This window comes from Helicobacter sp. 11S02629-2 (genome assembly GCF_002272875.1).
Classification (GTDB): domain Bacteria; phylum Campylobacterota; class Campylobacteria; order Campylobacterales; family Helicobacteraceae; genus Helicobacter_I.
Genome location: NZ_MLAN01000001.1, coordinates 190,876 through 208,431, shown reverse-complemented (window position 1 = coordinate 208,431; position 17,556 = coordinate 190,876). Strand labels below are relative to the sequence as shown.

General features: G+C 36.1%; 16 protein-coding genes. 9 read left to right on the top strand and 7 right to left on the bottom strand.

Features of this window, described 5'->3' with window-relative positions:
• Positions 1–48 precede the first annotated feature (48 nt).
• Genes BKH40_RS00890 through ispF form a run of 4 tightly spaced genes read right to left on the bottom strand, consistent with a single transcriptional unit; the run spans position 49 to position 3,924 of the window.
• Entirely contained in the window at positions 49–525 is a 477-nt protein-coding gene (locus BKH40_RS00890; protein WP_095275991.1) for a hypothetical protein, read from the bottom strand.
• 8 nt (positions 526–533) lie between these two features.
• Entirely contained in the window at positions 534–1,706 is a 1,173-nt protein-coding gene (locus BKH40_RS00885) for a sulfate adenylyltransferase (protein WP_095275989.1), read from the bottom strand.
• Positions 1,707–1,721: 15 nt separating this feature from the next.
• Complete coding sequence (locus BKH40_RS00880) at positions 1,722–2,609, bottom strand: hypothetical protein (protein WP_095275988.1); 888 nt, start codon at positions 2,607–2,609, stop codon at positions 1,722–1,724.
• A 13-nt stretch (positions 2,610–2,622) separates the two neighbouring features.
• On the bottom strand, positions 2,623–3,924 hold the full coding sequence (ispF, locus tag BKH40_RS00875; RefSeq protein ID WP_180675039.1) for a 2-C-methyl-D-erythritol 2,4-cyclodiphosphate synthase: 1,302 nt from the start codon (positions 3,922–3,924) through the stop codon (positions 2,623–2,625).
• A 146-nt stretch (positions 3,925–4,070) separates the two neighbouring features.
• Here ispF and thiC point away from each other — a divergent pair, with 146 nt between their 5' ends.
• Positions 4,071–5,420, top strand: coding sequence for a phosphomethylpyrimidine synthase ThiC (gene thiC, locus BKH40_RS00870; RefSeq protein ID WP_095275984.1), 1,350 nt, complete (start codon positions 4,071–4,073; stop codon positions 5,418–5,420).
• Positions 5,421–5,525: 105 nt separating this feature from the next.
• Here the strand turns inward: thiC and mnmA are convergent, their stop codons facing one another.
• Positions 5,526–6,566, bottom strand: a complete 1,041-nt coding sequence (gene mnmA, locus BKH40_RS00865; protein ID WP_095275982.1) for a tRNA 2-thiouridine(34) synthase MnmA — start codon at positions 6,564–6,566, stop codon at positions 5,526–5,528.
• 143 nt (positions 6,567–6,709) lie between these two features.
• On the opposite strand from mnmA, the gene BKH40_RS00860 reads away from it, so the two are divergent.
• A complete protein-coding gene (locus BKH40_RS00860) occupies positions 6,710–7,990 on the top strand; it encodes a hypothetical protein (protein ID WP_095275980.1) in 1,281 nt (426 codons plus the stop codon).
• Between the two features lie 113 nt (positions 7,991–8,103).
• Here the strand turns inward: BKH40_RS00860 and BKH40_RS00855 are convergent, their stop codons facing one another.
• Positions 8,104–8,739, bottom strand: a complete 636-nt coding sequence (locus tag BKH40_RS00855) for an ATP-binding cassette domain-containing protein (RefSeq protein ID WP_095275978.1) — start codon at positions 8,737–8,739, stop codon at positions 8,104–8,106.
• A gap of 1 nt (position 8,740) precedes the next feature.
• Positions 8,741–9,718, bottom strand: a complete 978-nt coding sequence (locus BKH40_RS00850; RefSeq protein ID WP_095276146.1) for a glyceraldehyde 3-phosphate dehydrogenase NAD-binding domain-containing protein — start codon at positions 9,716–9,718, stop codon at positions 8,741–8,743.
• A 123-nt stretch (positions 9,719–9,841) separates the two neighbouring features.
• Here BKH40_RS00850 and BKH40_RS00845 point away from each other — a divergent pair, with 123 nt between their 5' ends.
• The 7 genes from BKH40_RS00845 (at position 9,842) to BKH40_RS00815 (ending at position 17,541) form a co-directional block, all read left to right on the top strand.
• Complete coding sequence (locus BKH40_RS00845; protein ID WP_095275976.1) at positions 9,842–10,546, top strand: Bax inhibitor-1/YccA family protein; 705 nt, start codon at positions 9,842–9,844, stop codon at positions 10,544–10,546.
• Complete coding sequence (locus tag BKH40_RS00840) at positions 10,547–10,966, top strand: thiamine-phosphate pyrophosphorylase (RefSeq protein ID WP_095275975.1); 420 nt, start codon at positions 10,547–10,549, stop codon at positions 10,964–10,966.
• 242 nt (positions 10,967–11,208) lie between these two features.
• Positions 11,209–11,826, top strand: coding sequence for a haloacid dehalogenase-like hydrolase (locus tag BKH40_RS00835; protein ID WP_257842464.1), 618 nt, complete (start codon positions 11,209–11,211; stop codon positions 11,824–11,826).
• Positions 11,827–11,857: 31 nt separating this feature from the next.
• Positions 11,858–12,406: a HyaD/HybD family hydrogenase maturation endopeptidase gene (locus tag BKH40_RS00830; RefSeq protein ID WP_143428437.1), complete on the top strand. Its 549-nt coding sequence runs from the start codon at positions 11,858–11,860 to the stop codon at positions 12,404–12,406.
• Entirely contained in the window at positions 12,407–13,945 is a 1,539-nt protein-coding gene (locus BKH40_RS00825; protein ID WP_095275971.1) for a hypothetical protein, read from the top strand. It begins immediately after the preceding gene.
• 16 nt (positions 13,946–13,961) lie between these two features.
• Positions 13,962–15,140 (top strand): tetrahydrodipicolinate N-succinyltransferase N-terminal domain-containing protein, encoded by a 1,179-nt coding sequence (locus tag BKH40_RS00820; RefSeq protein WP_095275970.1) that lies wholly within the window; start codon positions 13,962–13,964, stop codon positions 15,138–15,140.
• Positions 15,141–15,480: 340 nt separating this feature from the next.
• Positions 15,481–17,541 carry an AMP-binding protein gene (locus BKH40_RS00815; protein WP_095275968.1) on the top strand — a complete coding sequence of 687 codons (2,061 nt, stop codon included), beginning with the start codon at positions 15,481–15,483 and terminating at the stop codon, positions 17,539–17,541.
• The last annotated feature ends 15 nt before the right edge of the window (positions 17,542–17,556 follow it).

Genomic DNA, 17,556 nt, shown 5'->3' with positions numbered 1-17,556 from the left:
TATAAGCACGCATTTGCTTATATGGCATACTCAAAGCTAGTTTGCTCTTTATAAAAAGTGCTCTACTTTTAGACTAAGAGTGTTTAAAAACTCACTTTTTTCTAATAAAAACTTATATATAACTACTGTAAAAAAGCCACTTATGACGCCATTTAGTAGTGTAGCTAGGATGAGTGTGTAGCTTTTATCGCTAGCTGTTAGCTTTTTTATAAAAGAGAATCTAAAACGTTCTAAAAGTATAAATATCACAAAGCATAGTATGAGGCTTAAAGGACTAAGCATGACTAGAAAGGAAAAGCTAAGCCAGATACCTGCAGTTTTTTGTAAAAGTACTTTTTCTTTTAAGCTTTCATCTGTTTTTATCACTCTAAAACATAGGGCTGCTAATACAAGTGCGGCTATAAAGATGCTTTCTTTAAAGTAGGTGTAAACCAAAAAGCCAGTGATTAAACTAAAGATATAACAAAGCAAAGTACCAAATGCACCAAGTCTATAGATTCCAAAAAGGGTGGCTATATTTGTCAAACTAGGGCTTAAGTAAGAGAAGTCGTTTGATAAAGCTGCATCAGTTTTAGATAAAACTCTTCTTCTGGGGCATCTTGTACTATACCTTTTGAAGTCATCATGTCATAGTAGAATCTATTAAGTTTCTTGAACCTATTAGGGAAGATGTGAGAAAGCATGATCGCAGAAATCTGCTGTCTTACAAACATAGCAGGTGGTAAAAGTCCAAGTTTAAAAAACTCTATAAAAGATTCTGAGTTATAGCTTATGTGGTGGTGGTGTCCGTGAGGGCAGACTTTAGTAGAGACTATAGTCCTACAAGTATCACAGTAGACAAACTCTGAGATTATCTCAAAGTTGATATCTATACCTTTTAGTTCATCTAATATGGAGTGGATTTGCCTATCTTTGTAGTAGACACCAAGACCGGGGTTGTGCTCACCTGTTATCATCTTAGTGCAGCCATAGTTTTTAGCCACTATGGCATTTAGTGCCATCTTATTTTGTCCGGCATAAAGATAGGTATCATCTATTGGTATAACTACTACTCTTTCTTTTTGTAAATAGCCATCTATAAAAAACTCAACACATCTTAGTCTTAAGTCATAGTCTATAAAGCTTTTTTTATAAGGCTTAAGTAGAAAGATAACTAATACATCAGTGTTCATCAAAGCTTCACGGAGAATCTTCTCATGCACTCTATGGAGTGGCTCTGCTCTTATAAAAAAGCCAGTGATATTTTTTGCACTAAGGGAGTTTATAGTTGTGCTAAGTCTATTAAAGTACTCAAGTTGAGGGTTTTCTAGAAGTTTATACTCGCCACATAGGGCTATATCGCCCATACGTGCAGTTAGAGAAGGCAAGTCGTGCGCACTAAAATCCCCACCAGTAAGCTTTCTAATCCTAACATCTAAGTCTATCTTGAAAGTAGAATCTACTTTTAGTTCTCCTACTACTTCACCTTCAGTAACTAGGTCTATGATTTCATTTTTCTTTAGTGACTTTAAGACTTCCTTGTTACGTTTACCGCTTGGATTTAAAAGAAAGGGGCAAGGGAAACTTTTACCCTCATACATGGAATCACGATTTACTTGTTCCATCTCTTCTTTGTTCATAAGTCTAGTGACAGGGCTTAAAAGCTCTGCCTTAGCAAGTGATAGCACCGCTAAGGCCTCCTTGTCTATGTAAATCTGCTTTTTCATAATCTAACTTCTCCTTTAATTCTTCTTTTTTAAGATTCCATACTTTTTGCGCTTCTCCCATAGGCTTTTTCTACTCATACCTAGCTTTTTGGCAAGCTCTACATCAGGATATCTTCCTTCAAACTTTGATATAACTATACGCTCATAGTCTTTTACACTTAAGATCTCACTGCCTATTTCTAAATTATTAGCCATGCTTGTGATGTCTACTATCTGAGGGAAGATGACCTTATCATCAGATATCATGGATATGATGAACTTCTTTTTCAAAGCAAAGTCTAAAAAGTCTTTCTTTTCTTGCTTCTTTAAAAACTCAAAGTTAGTGATGTAGTAGATTTCATTATCATCAAAGTTATATTCATTCCAGTCTATGCTTTTTAGGTTTAAGAACTTAAAAAAAGTCTGCTTCTCCCTAGCATACTTCATAGCATAAATATCTGCACTCCTTTGGGAGTTAGCCTTTATAAGTATGGGTGGGGCGTACTGGGGGAGATTTGGCACTTGAAGCTCGTTTTCTATAAAAGCAAAGTAGCTTCTTAGGAATCTAATCTTAGTTTTTAAGTCCTCACACTCCTTATAGTGCTCTATCTTTCTTATCACTTCATCCATGATAAAAGGCTTTATGATATAGTCTTTAGCTCCTAATAAAAGTGGCCTCATAACCGTATCATCACTTACATATGAAGCTAAAAGGATGATAATGCTATCTCTAAATTTTAAAATTATATCTTTGCACTGAGAGCCTGCTACACTTGTTGAAAGCAGGAGTGCGTCAAAGTGGGTTGGCTTATTCATAGCTTCTTCTACGCTTGAAACTATGGTGCATGCGTGTCCGTTATCGCCTAATTTACTCGAAATGCTTTGGGCAAGGTATGTTTCATTTTCTAAAATCAAAACTTTCATGGCTTAATCCTTCCTATTTCTTTAACATTTTTAATGAGATTTTTTTCATATTCACTACCGCATGCACTAAGATTCCTTCCTTTTTGCCTACGAAGCCTAGTCTTTCTGTTGTAGTTGCCTTAATACTTATATTTGTTTTACTCACCCCTAAGAGTTTAGTTAGACTTTCTTGCATCCTTGTTTTATAAGGGCTAATCTTGGGCAGCTCTGCAAGCAAGGTTAGATCCAAAGAGATGAGTTTAAAACCTACGCTTTTTGCGTAGTCATAAACTTTTTGTAAAAGCACTTGAGAATCTGCATCCTTGTAAAGTGCCTCTGTATCTGGGAAGAGTTCGCCTATATCCCCATAGTTCATACACCCAAGGATGGAATCTATAATAGCGTGAAGTGCTACGTCTCCATCACTATGGGCTTTAAAGCCAAAAGGAGAATCTATTTCTACTCCACAAAGATACATCTTTTTGCCTTCTTCAAAGGCGTGTATATCTATACCGCTAGCACTTAGTGCGTACTTACTCCATTTTAACTTTACATCATCACTATAAGTTATCTTTTTTAGTGCCTTGCTTCCTTTTACAAAGGCTAGGGGAGTTTTAAGGTCTGCTTTTTCGTTTTCCAAATAGGCATTAATAGCACTGCTTTCATCGCTATAGTCTTTGCCTTCACTTTTAGCTTTTAAAAGGGCTTTTTTTAAGATAGCAGTTTGTGAAAGTTGTGGTGTTTGGACTAGATAGACTTTGTCTCGATTAAGATAGTCTAGCTTTGTCTTTTGGGTAGTTGTGGATTCTAAAACTACAGTATCAGTTATGTTTAAATAAGGCACTATTCCTGCTGGAAGAAGGCTTAAAAAAGAGGTGCTATCAAGTGTTTTATCTTGCAAGTCTTCCATAGATATCTTAGCTTTTAAGGCAGATTCTTTTAAGGCATTAAAAAGCTTAAGCACTACTTTTTTAGATGTATTAAATCTAGCGCTATCATTTACTAAAACTAAGTCTGAGTTAGTAAAAGAGAGGGCATTAAATAGGCTTTCTTGACGTGTGTTTCCTCCTTCTACTATCTTGATATCTGAGTTAGCTAGTTTTTTCATATATGAAACATCTTCTTTTGAACCAACTACTATGATATCAGCTAGTGTATATTTTGGTAACACTTGTGTATTTAGCTTAGTGCAGATTTTTTGAATCTTGTAAGTATTGTAAAGCCAAAGGGGGAGATCTTGCTTTCTAATCCATTGTTTTTTTATGCTTGTTTTAGAGCCATAGCTAAAGCGTCTAGAGCTTCCAGCGGCTAGAATCACAACAGATAAAGACAGCATAAACATCTCCGTAAATATTCTTGTTGCGAAATTATACACACATTCAAGGCATATTTGACTAAATAGTAACATTTAATTGCCCTGAAAAAGGTCAAAACATAATATAATTTGAACAATAGAGCCTAACTATAACTACAAGGAAAAACATGTCAGTTTCAAGAAATGAATGGATAGAAAAAAATAAAAACGATAAGATTAAAACTCAACTCCACTATGCAAAAAAAGGCATCATAACTCCTGAGATGGCATACGTGGCAAATGTTGAAGAGTTAGATTCTAAGCTTATACTAAGTGAAGTTGCACGTGGCAGACTTATAATCCCAGCTAATATAAACCATAAAGCCTTGCAACCTATGGGCATAGGCATAGCCCTAAAAACTAAGATAAACTCAAACATCGGTAGCTCTCAAATAGTAGAAGATATAGATGAGGAAGTAGAAAAGCTAAAAGTCTCTATAAAGTACGGCGCAGATACTGTTATGGACTTAAGTACTGGTGGGGATTTAGATTCCATAAGAGAGGCAATTATTGCCGCTTCTAGCGTGCCTATAGGCACAGTGCCTATGTATCAAATACTCCATGATGTTAAAAATGATGTTATGAAGCTTGATATTGACATTATGCTTGATTGCTTATTAAAGCAGGCAAAACAAGGAGTAAGTTACTTTACGATACATTGTGGATTTTTATTAGAGCATATGCCTTATGTCGCTAAAAGAAAGATGGGCGTAGTTTCTCGTGGTGGCAGTCTTATGGCATCTTGGATGATGCACTATCATAGGCAAAATCCTTTTTATGAAGCCTTTGATGAGATACTTAAGATCTGCCAAGAGTATGATGTAAGTTTATCTTTAGGAGATTCTTTACGTCCGGGTTGCTTGGCTGATGCTAGTGATGAAGCACAGTTTGCTGAGCTAAAAGTCTTAGGTGAGCTAGCAAAAAGAGCTTATGATAAAGATGTGCAAGTTATGATTGAAGGGCCCGGACATGTGCCACTTAATCAAATCGAGCGTAATGTCGAGCTTCAAAAAGAGCTTTGTAATGATGCACCCTTTTATGTTTTAGGGCCATTAGTTACAGATATCGCTGCAGGTTATGATCATATAGCAAGTGCGATAGGTGCGTGTGTAGCGGCTTGGAAGGGTGTAGCTATGCTTTGTTATGTCACTCCAAAAGAGCATCTTGGCTTGCCAAATGCAAAAGATGTAAGAGAAGGGATAATCGCTTATAAGATAGCAGCCCACGCTGCAGATATAGCAAGGGGTAGGGTTAATGCCCGTATTAGAGATGACTTAATGAGTGATGCAAGATATGGCTTTGACTGGAATAGGCAGTTTGAACTAGCACTTGATAGCGAAAGGGCACGTGAATACCACGATGAAGCATTACCGCAAGATGTATTTAAAGATGCTGAGTTTTGCTCTATGTGTGGACCAAAGTTTTGTAGCTATAAGATAACTCAAGATATATTTAAAAACTATAAAGAAGAGAGTTAAAAGTAGCTTTTTTAAGCTAGGAGTGATATAAGTTTTAAAACTTCTATCACTCCTTTGTGACTTCTTTATCAATAGTAGTAAGTGTAGTTAATGCCTTGCTAGAATCTAAACTATAACCCCACCGCCAACTACTACATCATCAGTGTAGATAACCAAAGCCTGTCCTTTTGCCACTCCATAAACTGGGGCTTTAAGTCTTGCAGTTATGGTGTTATCACTATTTAGACTAACTTCAGCCTTGCTAAAAGCACTTCTGTAACGCACTTTTACATTATAGATTCCATTCACAAAGTTTGTAGGTAGCGACTTATTGATAGCTTTTACTTCATAGGTCTCTAGGTCTTTTTTATCACCTACTATGATTTGATTAAGCTTTGGGTTTATGTCTAGTACGAAGTGAGGCGTTAAGGCACCTTTTACACTAAAGCCTTTGCGTTTTCCTATGGTGTATTGCATATAGCCTTTGTGTTTGCCAACTATGTTACCTTTAGTATCTAGCACATCTCCCTCTCTTTCTACTTCTAGATGCTCTTTTAGTAAGTCTATATAGCTTTTATCTACAAAGCATATCTCTTGACTATCTTTGTAAGTTTCTAGCGTGCCAAGGAAGGGCATCTCTTTAAGGGCTATAGGTTTTATATCAACTTTTTTCATATCACCTAGTGGGAAGATAAGTCTATCTAGGGCATCTTGGCTTAGACCATATAAAAAGTAGCTTTGATCTTTGCTTTCATCAAGTGCACACCTTATCCTTTTAACTCCATCAAGCGTTTCTATCCTTGCATAGTGCCCAGTAGATATGTACTCACAGCCTAACTCTTTTGCCTTTTGTAAGGCTAAGCCAAACTTCATTAGAGGATTACAAACTGCGCAAGGATTAGGGGTGATGCCTTCTTTATAGCTATCTATAAAGTAGTCATAAACACTAGCCTTAAACTCTTTTTTTGCATCTATGACTATAAACTCTATGTCAAGATGGCGGCTTACTTCTTCGCAGTTTTTTATAAAAATGTCATGTTTTTTATCTTTATTATGCAGTTTTAGATACATGCCAAGCACTTCATAGCCTTGCTGTTTTAAAAGATAAGCACAATAAGAGCTATCAACTCCTCCACTCATTAAGTGAGCAATTTTTTTACCTTTCATTAAAATCCTTTGTGTGTAGTTATAATTTTTAAGTTTAGTTTTAAGTTTATTTGTCAATAAAACTTGATATATTTGGAAAAAATATATTTTTAGTTACCATTTACTATGCATTAAAGTATTGCAAAACATTTAAAAGGGTGAACATGAAAAAATCTTTTGGACTTTTAGCACTAAGCGGTATTTTAGCATTAAATGCTAGCGAACTACCAAAGAGCACACAGGAGCTTAATTTAGCCAATACGCAGGTTAAAGAAGGCGTGCTTCCTAGTACTAATATGCTTGAGATAAAACATAAAAACAACAAAAAAGGCTTTACTTTAGGTTTTCAGTTTGATATGTTTGCTATTAATATAGAAGATTCTAATCTTTTTTGGGGTGATATAACCCGTGGTGGAGTTAGAGGTAGCTATGATCTAGGTTACGCGGTTGATGATAAAAGCTCTATCCACGTTGGTGGTTATGTAAGACAAGAGCTTCAGTATAACGCACCTAAAATTAGCACTACTATGGGCAACCAAGATGGACTAGGAGACTATGGCCTAAGACTTTATTATCAGTATCTTAATAAGTATACTGAAGGATCTCACTTAAGGGCAGTTTTTGGAATCTTCCCAAGAGACATTATGAAGCCTTTTAATATGTCTATATTTTGGGCGCCGTTTTACTTCTTAAACCCTAACGTAAAAGGCTTTTTACTAGATAGTACTACAAAGTATGGTTATAGTCAGTTTCACCTTGACTGGTATGGAGGTAATATACTAGGTGGTGGTGCTAGCAAGGAGCGATTTAGAGTAGCACTTAATAGCCACTATGAGTTTTTTAATAAACTTTTAATCTTTGACGCACAAGGGCTTTATCACCATATACACGATAGAGACTATCTTCAAGGTGGAGTTACTCCTAATACTCTTGCAGCAGCTAGCTTCCCAAGAGCAAATGGAGCTGTAGATATAGCTGAGCAGCTTTACTATAGAGCTAGTGTTGGAAGTGATCTAGGTAGATTTATAGGGTTAAATAGGGCTTATATAGGTCTTGGCTACTCTGGAAGTGCTGAGCGTTTTAGACCAGTTATAGATAAGTATGTGCCTCGTGGTGGCTTAGAGCTAGCTTGGCAGCTACAGTATAAGTGGCTAGGCTATAACGGTACTTACTATGAAGGAACTGGTCAGCTACTTTCTTATGATGGAGCAGGGTATAGAAACAATCTTTATCAGCCTATAGCACTTTTTAGAGCAGATAGACTAGTGGTTAATGACTTCTTTGTAGTTTTAAAATCTAGTAAATATGTGACTTGGAGGCTTGATGCTGTATTTGAGTGGTGGAAGGCTAGCTTTAATAACACAGTGGCTTCTTTACCGGGCATGAACTTTACTTATCATCAAGTGCTAAATGTAAGGATAGATACAAGGAAGTTTCACTTTTAGTAGAGAGTGAGAGACTTTTGTGCTAAAAGTTTCTCAAAGTTATGTGGGCTTACTTTTGTATTTGAAGTAAGAATAAAACTTAAGATGCAACTGCTAGTAGGCTAAGAAGATATTTAGATTCTTTCTAGCTTGCAGTCTTTTAGCATATAGGTCTTATCACAAAGCCTTGCAAGCTCTGTGTCGTGTGTTGCTAAAAGCATGCAGGCGTCATTAGCCTTGATATAGTTAAAAAGATGATTCATAACATCTCTAGCAGTTTTAGAATCAAGATTCCCCGTTGGTTCATCTGCTATTAGCACTCGCGGCATCTTGGTTAGTACGCGTGCTATGCTAAGTCGTTGCTGCTGCCCTCCACTAAGTGTGCCGATTTGCTGTTTTAAGACATGTTCTATACCAAAGCTTTCTAGCATCTTAGAATCTATTTCTTTATCACCTAAGATACTTGCTACTTTTAAGTTTTCATAAGCACTAAAGCCTCTAAAAAGATAATGAGACTGAAAGATAACGCCCAAAGTCTGTTTGCGCAAGCTTGCAAGCTTGTCACTTTTAAGTGAGTAGATATCAACTTCATCTATCTTTACGCTACCTTTTAGAGGTTTTAAAAAGCTTGAGGCGTGATTTAAGATAGTGCTTTTTCCACTTCCACTAACTCCTAAGATAGCCACACTTTCTTGTGCTTTTACATCTAGATTTAAGTCTTTATAAAGCTCTATATCAAAGGCGTGGGTTATACTCTCTAGTTTTAGCATCCTATCCCTTAAAATTATGTATAAAGTTGCACATATCAAGCATCCTATTAGCATAGCCAGTTTCATTATCATACCAAGCCATGACTTTTATCATATCTTGTATACTAAAGGTTAGATCTAGTGCTACTATAGAGCTAGCACTATCGCCTAAAAAGTCACTACTTACGCGATGCTTAGAATCTACTTTTAATATACCTTTTAGATCAGTTTGTGAGTGCTTTATAAAAAGGTCATTTATCTCTTCTTTGCTGGCTCTTTTTTCTACACAAAAGCTAAGGTCTGACATAGATACATCAAGCACTGGCACTCTAAGGCTATGACCATGCATCTTGCCTTTTAGGTTAGGAAGAACTTTGTGGAGGGCAAGGGCTGCGTTAGTTGTAGTTGGGACTATGTTTTGTGCACTAGCCCTGCTTCTTCTTTTATCACTTCTATGGGCACTATCTACTAGATTTTGATCATTAGTGTAACTGTGGACTGTGCTTAAAGTCCCACTTTTTATAGTGAAGTTAGAATCTATAATCTTACAAATACTAGCTATGCAGTTAGTGGTACAAGAGGCATTAGAGATGATGCGTTCACCCTTATATAAGTGGGTGTTAGCACCAAGCACGAAAGTTGGCGTATCTTTGGCATTAGCACCGATGATGACGTTTTTTACTCCATTATCTAGATGGTAGGTGACATCAGTTATAGAGCCAACTTTCCCAGTGCACTCTAAGACAAAGTCTACATCACTAATATGAAAGTTTGGAAGACTAGTTAGTTTTATATCTTGATTCCCAACTAGCAGCCTATCACCTTCTAAGATCACTTCTTTATTAAGTGGGCCATGTGCTGTGTCAAACTCAAGTAGATAGCTTAGAATCTCCCAGCTAGATATGTCATTACAAGCTACTACTTTGATATCGTTGCGTTTTAAAGCCTCTCTTAATATCACCCTGCCTATTCTTCCAAAGCCATTTATTGCTACTGTTATCATTAGCTTAGTCCGTCCTTATCGTACACCTATTAGAGGCTAATTATAATATCTTGTGTTTAAAGATTAAATATCTTGTGTTAACATCCCGAAGTTAAAGTTAATTTTAAAAAGGGAGAATATATGGGATTGTATAATAGAAATTACACAAGAGATTCACACAAAGAAAGAGAAGCTGCTTCAGCCCAGTCTGACACCGCTTTAGTGAACTTTGTGAAAACTACCTATAAGTTTTTTGCAGCCAGTTTGCTTTTAGCGACTATAGGTGCGTTTATAGGCTTATATAACGTTAATTTCGTAGTATCTTTTAGATGGCCTATATTCATATTAGAAATAGTAGCTTTGATAGCCCTAATGTTTCTAAAAGAAAAGCCGGGTATCAACATAGCCCTACTTGCTATTTTTACATTTTTAAGTGGTGTGACCTTAGTGCCGCTATTAGCCTTTGTTATAAGCGTTAATGGTTTAAGTGGCGTAGTACAGGCTTTAGCTATGACTACTATCATCTTTGGTGTCATGAGCCTTTATGCTATAAAGACGCCTAGAGACTTAGCAAACATCGGCAAGATCTTATTTATATCTGTCATAGTAGTTGTTATAGTTTCTTTGCTTAATATGTTTTTACTAAAAAGCTCTATGCTTCAATTAGGCATAGCAGGTATTGCTACTATTATATTTAGCATCTATATAGCCTATGACACTCAAAACATCATCAAAGGTAGATATAACAGCCCTATCATGGCGGCTATTGCTTTATATCTAGACTTCTTGAACGTGTTTGTTTCACTACTTCAAATCTTTGGAATCTTAGGCAGCAACAATAGATAGATGAAAACTTTAAGACTACTTGATGCAAATGTCAATCGTCTTAAAGAAGGCTTGCGTGTGGTTGAAGACTGCACGCGCTATATTTTAGATTCCAAAAAACTAAGCTTACGATTAAAACTTCTAAGACATAAAGTAGTTTTAGATTCTAAAGTGCTTTATGCTAGAGATAGCACACATGATGTCTTAAAGCAAAATATAGAATCTGAAGGGGCACGCTTAGATCTTTCCTCCATACTAAAGGCAAACTTTAAGCGTGCTGAAGAAAGTGCTAGAGTTTTAGAAGAGTTCTTAAAGATAGAAGAGCTTAAAGAGCTTGGCAGATGGGAAGACTATAAAGATATAAGATATGAGCTTTATGACTTAGAAAAAGACGTGCTAGCAGAGCTTGAACACAAGCATTTAAGCCAGCATAGGACATAAAGCTAGTTTTTATCCTTCTTCTTTTTATCCTCATTTTCTTATCTTTTTCCCTAATTCTCTTACTATTTTTTATATCTCACTTATATTTTTCAACTTACATCTAAGCCTTAAGCCACTAGAGCTATCCTTAAAGTTTTATGATTTTAAAAGCATTCTTCTCTTAAGCATGACTTTTGATGTAAAATATAAACAAATATACAAAAAAAGTATGGCTTAAAACCCTATAAACTAAGGACTGGCTTTTGGATGCAAATAAGGTGAATATATCTAAAGAGATAGCATTTTTTGACTTTGATGGAACCATCACAAGGAGTGATTCCTTTGCACGTTTTATGAAGTTTGTCTTAGGTAAAAAGGGGTTTTATAAAGCTGTTTTTTCTAACTTACATCTTTTGATAGCTTTTAAGCTAAAGTTTTTAACTAATGAGCAAGTAAAAAAAAGAGTAGTTAGTAAGGCTTTTTCTAATCTAGACTTAGCGTTTTTTAACCAAAAATGCAAAGACTTTTTGCCCTTACTTTTAAGTGATTGCAAAGCTAGTGGACTTGATAGGATAAAAAAGCATAGAGAAGAGGGCGCAAAAGTTGTGCTAGTAAGTGCTTCATTTGAAGACTACTTACAAGAGTTTACAAAAAGTATGGGCATGGAGTTAATAGGAACTAAGCTAGAAAAAAAAGGCTTAAAACTAAGTGGCAACTTTGCAAGCAAAAACTGCTATGGTCCTGAAAAAGTAAGACGCATAAAAGAGCTTTTTGACTTAAGTAAGTATGAAAAGATCTATGTTTATGGTGACACTAGGGGAGATAAAGAGATGTTAACCCTTGCAAGTAAAGACTGTGGCTTTTATAGATACTTTAATTAAACTCTATATAAGCTAAAGATAAGGGAGATGGATTTTGAAAAAAGTTTTAGTTTTAGGAGTTGGTAATATCTTATTTGGCGATGAGGGTATAGGTGTGCACCTATGCAACTACTTAAAGCTAAAGTATGCTTTTAAAGCAGATGGGCTAAGTGTAGAGTTTATAGATGGTGGTACTTTGGCTAATGCTTTAATACCGCTAATAAGTGAGTATGATGAAGTGCTAATCCTTGATTGCGTTAGTGCAGAAGGAGGAAATGTCGGTGATGTGTATAGTTTTAACTTTAAAGCTATACCAAACGTGGTGCAGTGGGCAGGTAGCGCACATGAAGTAGAGATGCTTCAGACTTTAAGACTACATGAGATGATGGGGGATCTCCCAAATGTTCATGTTATAGGTATAGTGCCCTATGTTATAGGTCACGATACAACTTTTGAGCTAAGCTTAGAGCTTTTAAAGTCTATAGGCGTCATGGAAGAAGAGGCATTAAGCCAGTTGCAAAAACTAGGCTTTAGATATGAGATAAAAAATGCCAACTTAGACTTACAAGAAGTGGCTAATCTCTCTTATAAAGGATTTTAAATGGAAGAGTTAACTTTAAGGTTTAGCTTTAGCGTGGATGTGGGATTTGATAAAAGTTTTGGGATACTTGGCAATTTTATAAAGATACTAAAAAATATAGCCTTAGACTTTAAAGATGTTAGTTTTTATTTTCTATATGAAGATTCTATGCTTTATGTAGTAGCTTCAGGAGATAGTAAAGAAGTCTTAGAGTTTGCAAACGCCCTTTCTTCAAGACTGCCATTTTGTTCAAGTATCACTTTTAAAGAAGTAGTAGCCTTTAGTCTCATAGATACCAAAAACTATGAAAAGCTTGACAAAAAAGAAAAAGATCATAAAGTCTATGATGTTTTAGAGCTAACTGAGATCTTAAAAAGCGAAGACTTTGAAGGTCTTTCAAACTTTGTAGATATCAAAGAAAACTCTAAAAGCTTTGATGACTTAGCTATCAAGCTTAAAAATAAAGAAAACATCTATGTAGAAGTTAATAATATGCCTTTTGTCATCTCTGCAAATCCTATATCTAACTACGCTATGTTTGCTAATCTTGGTGCTGCTAGTAGCTATCTAAGACTAGATGAAAAGACAAAAAACTCCCTTCCTAGCTTTGAGCGTCCCTTTATAAGTGTTAAGGTTAAAGAGATATTTAAAGATATGTTTGATACAAAAAACTATCATTTTTTATTTGCCTCCTTGCCTAAAGATATCCTTTTAAACTGCTTTTTAAAGTTCTTAGAGCGCTTTGAGATAGACTTTGTATTTATAAAAAGCCTAGATTCTAAAGAAGTAAAAGAGCTTAGCTTTGATCTAAGTTATGAAACACTTAGTTTTTTAGAGCCAGTTTTTAACTCTTTCACACTTGCAGAGCGCAACTTTATGCTTTCTCACAAAAAGCTTTTTATACCGCGTGATGTTAACTTGCTAGTTAAGCCTAAAAGAGCTTTATTTCAGTTTGATAAAAAAGCAGATACACTATTTTTGATAGCTGGAGATGGGGAGTTTCACAAGGAGTTAGATTTTAGTTTTAGTTTTTCTCCTTTAGAGCTTTTAGATTCTATGAGGTCTAAAAAGACTGGAGCTAAGATAGCTACTAAGTTTTTAGAAGAACGCAAAGGTTTGGAATCTAGGGCTGATATGAACACAGTTGTAAAGAGTGCTAACCTAGTGGACTTTTTTAAAGTGACTTCTTTTTTACTAGGGTTTGATGAGAAGCTAAGTGATAGCTTTACTCTTATGAAGCTAGCCCATGACTGTATAAGAGATAAGGGGCCAAAGATAGATATAAAAGTTAAAAAAAACCATGAGTGTCCTAACACCCTAGACTACGTAAGAATCTTACGCGGGCTTATGACTTTTGAAGTAGCGGGCATTGATGATAGTTTACTCTCTCAAGGCATGATAGATTCTATCTGTGAGTTCATGGGCGACTACCTTGCAGACCTAATAAAAAATGATGGTATAGAAGAGATATTTTTATGTGGTGATATGCTTTTAGAAGATGTCTTTTTAAATGGCATGCTAGAACAAATCCCTAGCAACTTAAAGATACTCTTACCATAAATTAAAAAGGAATAATATGGATAAATTTAAGCAGTTTGTAGATGAGTTTTATAAGGGTAATAAAAAGCCAAAGTTTTTTGGTATAGCTAGAGTTAGCCTAGGGCAGATATCAAAAAAGCCTTTAAATGTCAGCTTTGCTACTTTTAACTGGGAAGAGAACTTTGGGTCTTTTGCAGTCTTTGCTAGTGGCTTGCCTAAAGGCACACTAGATCAAAATGAGATAGTCCATAATATAGATAGAGACTTTATACTCCATGCGCTAGCTAAGTTTGACCCTTACTTAAAAGAGGCTTTAAATGACAGGCAGTCTCATAAAAATATACAAAGCATCTTAAAAGTTCAAGAGATCTTAGCTGCTAATAATTTTGCTAATCCAAGAGATACTAGCTTTCAGTTTATAGCCTTTTATGAAGACTTAAAACCTCAAAGCATGCAAGTAGCCTTTGCTAAGCTTTATGCCCTTTCTTTGGGTAAGGCTAAGCCTAGAAGCTTAAACCTAGAATCTATCTTTGGTCTTTTTGAAAATGTCGCTTGGAGTAAAAACACCCCTTATGAGCTAGCTTACTTGCGTGAAAATGAGCTAGCTTTAAAGCTTAAAGGAAACTATCCAGCAGTTGACTTTGTAGATAAGTTCCCTCGCTATCTTATGCACATCATCCCGCCATTTGATAATATTAGACTACTTGATAGTGCTAATACTAGACTTGGTGCCTCACTTGCTAGTGGCTACACCCAGATGCCCGGGGCTAGCTATGTTAACTTTAATGCAGGAACCTTAGGTGCTTGTATGAATGAAGGACGCATAAGCTCTAGCGTTATAGTTGGTGAAGGCAGTGATATAGGAGGGGGTGCTAGTATATTAGGCGTTTTAAGTGGTGGTAATAGTGAGCCTATAAGCATAGGTAAAAACTGCCTTTTAGGAGCAAACTCAGTCACTGGTATAAGTCTAGGGGATGGCTGTATAGTTGATGCTGGGATAGCAGTTTTGGCTGGAAGTGTCTTTAGTATGGATTCTAAGACTGCCAAAGAGATAAAAAGTATGAATGCTAGTTTTGTTGTAAAAGAAGATGGTTTCTATAAAGGTAAAGAGCTTAGTGGCTTAAGTGGAATCCACTTTAGGATGGATTCTAAAACGGGTGCTATGAAAGCCTTGACTAACTCTAAAGTGTTTGCTTTAAATAAAAGCCTGCACTAAAACTATCTTTTATCTTTCATCTTTTTCTACTGCCATCTAAAAGGCAGTGGAGTTTAAAATCTTTAATAATATTTATCTCTAGTATCACTTTTTTGATATCACAAGTCTTTTGTGTAAGTATCAAGTTTTATTAACTATCTCTAGTTTTTCTAAGTTTGTAGCTTGTAAATCACCTAAAATATGCTACTTTTATACCCATTTTATTATCACTTGTTACTAATCATCACATATTTTGTAAAACTTTTCTTAACACATGCTTTAAATTTGGGAATCTAAGTTTTTTTCTACAACACTAGATCGTAAGCTACCAAGCGAAACTCAAAAAAAAGGAGCTTACTCTATGAAAGATGCCACCAAAGATTCTACTAATGAAAGACCGCCCGCAAGTGAGGCAAAAACTAGCCCACACGTAAAATCTAACTCAGATATAAGATCCAAACTAGACAAAGTAAATAGCAAAGCAAGCAGTAAGCAACCTAGCATTAAAAAAGAGCAAGTAGCGCTAGATTTAGTAAGTAAAAACTACCAAAAAGCCTACTTAGAATCTATAAGCAACCCAGCACAGTTTTGGGAAGAGGCAGCTTCTAAAGTACACTGGTATCATAAGTGGGATAAAGCCTTAGAGGTTATAGATGGCCATTATAGGTGGTTTGTAGGTGGCAGTATGAACACTTGCTATAACGCACTAGATCTTCATATCGACCATGGAAGTGGCGATAAGCTAGCTTTAATTTATGATTCTCCAGTTACTGATACTAAAAAGACTTATACTTATAAGCAACTTAGAGAGAGGGTGGCTAAGACTGCTAATATCTTAGTTAACAAAGGGGTAAATAAGGGCGATAGAGTAGTTATTTATATGCCTATGATTCCAGAAGCCCTTATTGCCATGCTTGCTTGTGCGCGCATCGGTGCTATCCACTCGGTGGTGTTTGGAGGCTTTGCAGCTAGTGAGTTAGCCTCACGTATACAAGATGCTAAGCCTAGAGTTATCATTAGTGCAAGCTGTGGTATAGAAATCTCTAGAATCATAAAATATAAAATCATCCTTGATGAAGCCATAAAGCAAAGCACTCATAAGCCAACTACTTGTTTAATCCATCAAAGACCACAAGATATCTGTTCTATGCTTCCTTGGAGGGATGTAGACTGGGCAGAAGAAGAAAAGAAAGTTAAAGGGATAGACTGCGTACCAGTAGATTCTATAGACCCACTTTATATACTTTATACAAGTGGCACTACAGGCAAGCCAAAAGGTGTAGTTAGAAGTAATGGCGGTCATAGTGTTGCTATGAAGTGGTCTATGGATAATATCTATAAGATAAAAAGTGGTGATGTTATGTTTACAGCCTCAGATGTTGGCTGGGTAGTAGGACATAGCTATATAGTCTATGCTCCTTTGATGAATGGTGCTACAACTGTGCTTTATGAAGGAAAGCCCATCAAAACGCCAGATCCCGGTGCTTTTTTTAGAATCTGTGAGGAGTATAAGGTTAGTGTCCTTTTTACTGCCCCAACAGCTTTTAGGGCTATTAGAAAAGAAGACATAGAGGGTAGTTTTGCTAAAAGATACAACCTTGAAAGCCTAAAAGCTATTTTTGTGGCAGGGGAGAGGTGTGATATTGACACGCTTGCTTGGATAAAAAAGATAACAGGGAAAGAAGTTTTTGATAATTATTGGCAAACTGAAACTGGCTGGGCTATAGCTGCTAATGGTGTTGTGCCTTTAAGTAAGCCCGGATCTGCAGGCATAGCTATGCCAGGCTTTAATGTAAAAGTATTAGATGAAGAAGGAAATGAGTGCAAGCCTAATGTGCAAGGTAATATAGTCTTAAAGCTACCCCTTCCTCCCGCTTGTTTAATGGGTATATGGGAAGATGATGAAAGATATAAAAAAAGCTATCTAGATCACTATAAGGGCTATTATCTAACTGGAGATAGTGGCTATAAAGATAAAGATGGCTATATCTTTGCTATGGGCAGGATGGATGGCGTTTTAAATGTAGCTGGACATAGGCTTTCTACTGGGGCTATAGAAGAGGCTATCTTAAAACATCCTGACATTATAGAGTGTGCAGTAGTTGGCATTAGTGATAGCTTAAAAGGTGAAGTGCCTTTGGCAGTTTGTGTTATGAGGGATGTTGAAAGAGACTTAGATTCTTTAAAACAAGGTATTAATACATTAGTTAGAGAAGAAATAGGCGCTATAGCTACGCTTAGTGCCATAGCTTTTAGTGCTTCACTCCCCAAAACTAGAAGCGGCAAGATTTTAAGGAATCTAATCGCAGATATCGCTTGTGCTAGAGACTACATTATACCTTCAACTATAGAAGATGTAAGCATTATAGAAGCTATAAAAGAAGTCTTAAAAGATATAGGCTTTCCAAGAGAGATAAATTAAACCTAACAAAAAGGA

Bases quoted from the DNA above. Each gene is read 5' to 3' on its own strand.
- BKH40_RS00860 (WP_095275980.1), top strand. From the start codon at position 6,710: ATGAAAAAATCTTTTGGACTTTTAGCACTAAGCGGTATTTTAGCATTA.
- BKH40_RS00885 (WP_095275989.1), bottom strand. From the start codon at position 1,706: ATGAAAAAGCAGATTTACATAGACAAGGAGGCCTTAGCGGTGCTATCA.
- thiC (WP_095275984.1), top strand. From the start codon at position 4,071: ATGTCAGTTTCAAGAAATGAATGGATAGAAAAAAATAAAAACGATAAG.
- BKH40_RS00825 (WP_095275971.1), top strand. From the start codon at position 12,407: ATGGAAGAGTTAACTTTAAGGTTTAGCTTTAGCGTGGATGTGGGATTT.
- mnmA (WP_095275982.1), bottom strand. From the start codon at position 6,566: ATGAAAGGTAAAAAAATTGCTCACTTAATGAGTGGAGGAGTTGATAGC.
- ispF (WP_180675039.1), bottom strand. From the start codon at position 3,924: ATGCTGTCTTTATCTGTTGTGATTCTAGCCGCTGGAAGCTCTAGACGC.
- BKH40_RS00820 (WP_095275970.1), top strand. From the start codon at position 13,962: ATGGATAAATTTAAGCAGTTTGTAGATGAGTTTTATAAGGGTAATAAA.
- BKH40_RS00840 (WP_095275975.1), top strand. From the start codon at position 10,547: ATGAAAACTTTAAGACTACTTGATGCAAATGTCAATCGTCTTAAAGAA.
- BKH40_RS00855 (WP_095275978.1), bottom strand. From the start codon at position 8,739: ATGCTAAAACTAGAGAGTATAACCCACGCCTTTGATATAGAGCTTTAT.
- BKH40_RS00815 (WP_095275968.1), top strand. From the start codon at position 15,481: ATGAAAGATGCCACCAAAGATTCTACTAATGAAAGACCGCCCGCAAGT.
- BKH40_RS00880 (WP_095275988.1), bottom strand. From the start codon at position 2,609: ATGAAAGTTTTGATTTTAGAAAATGAAACATACCTTGCCCAAAGCATT.
- BKH40_RS00845 (WP_095275976.1), top strand. From the start codon at position 9,842: ATGGGATTGTATAATAGAAATTACACAAGAGATTCACACAAAGAAAGA.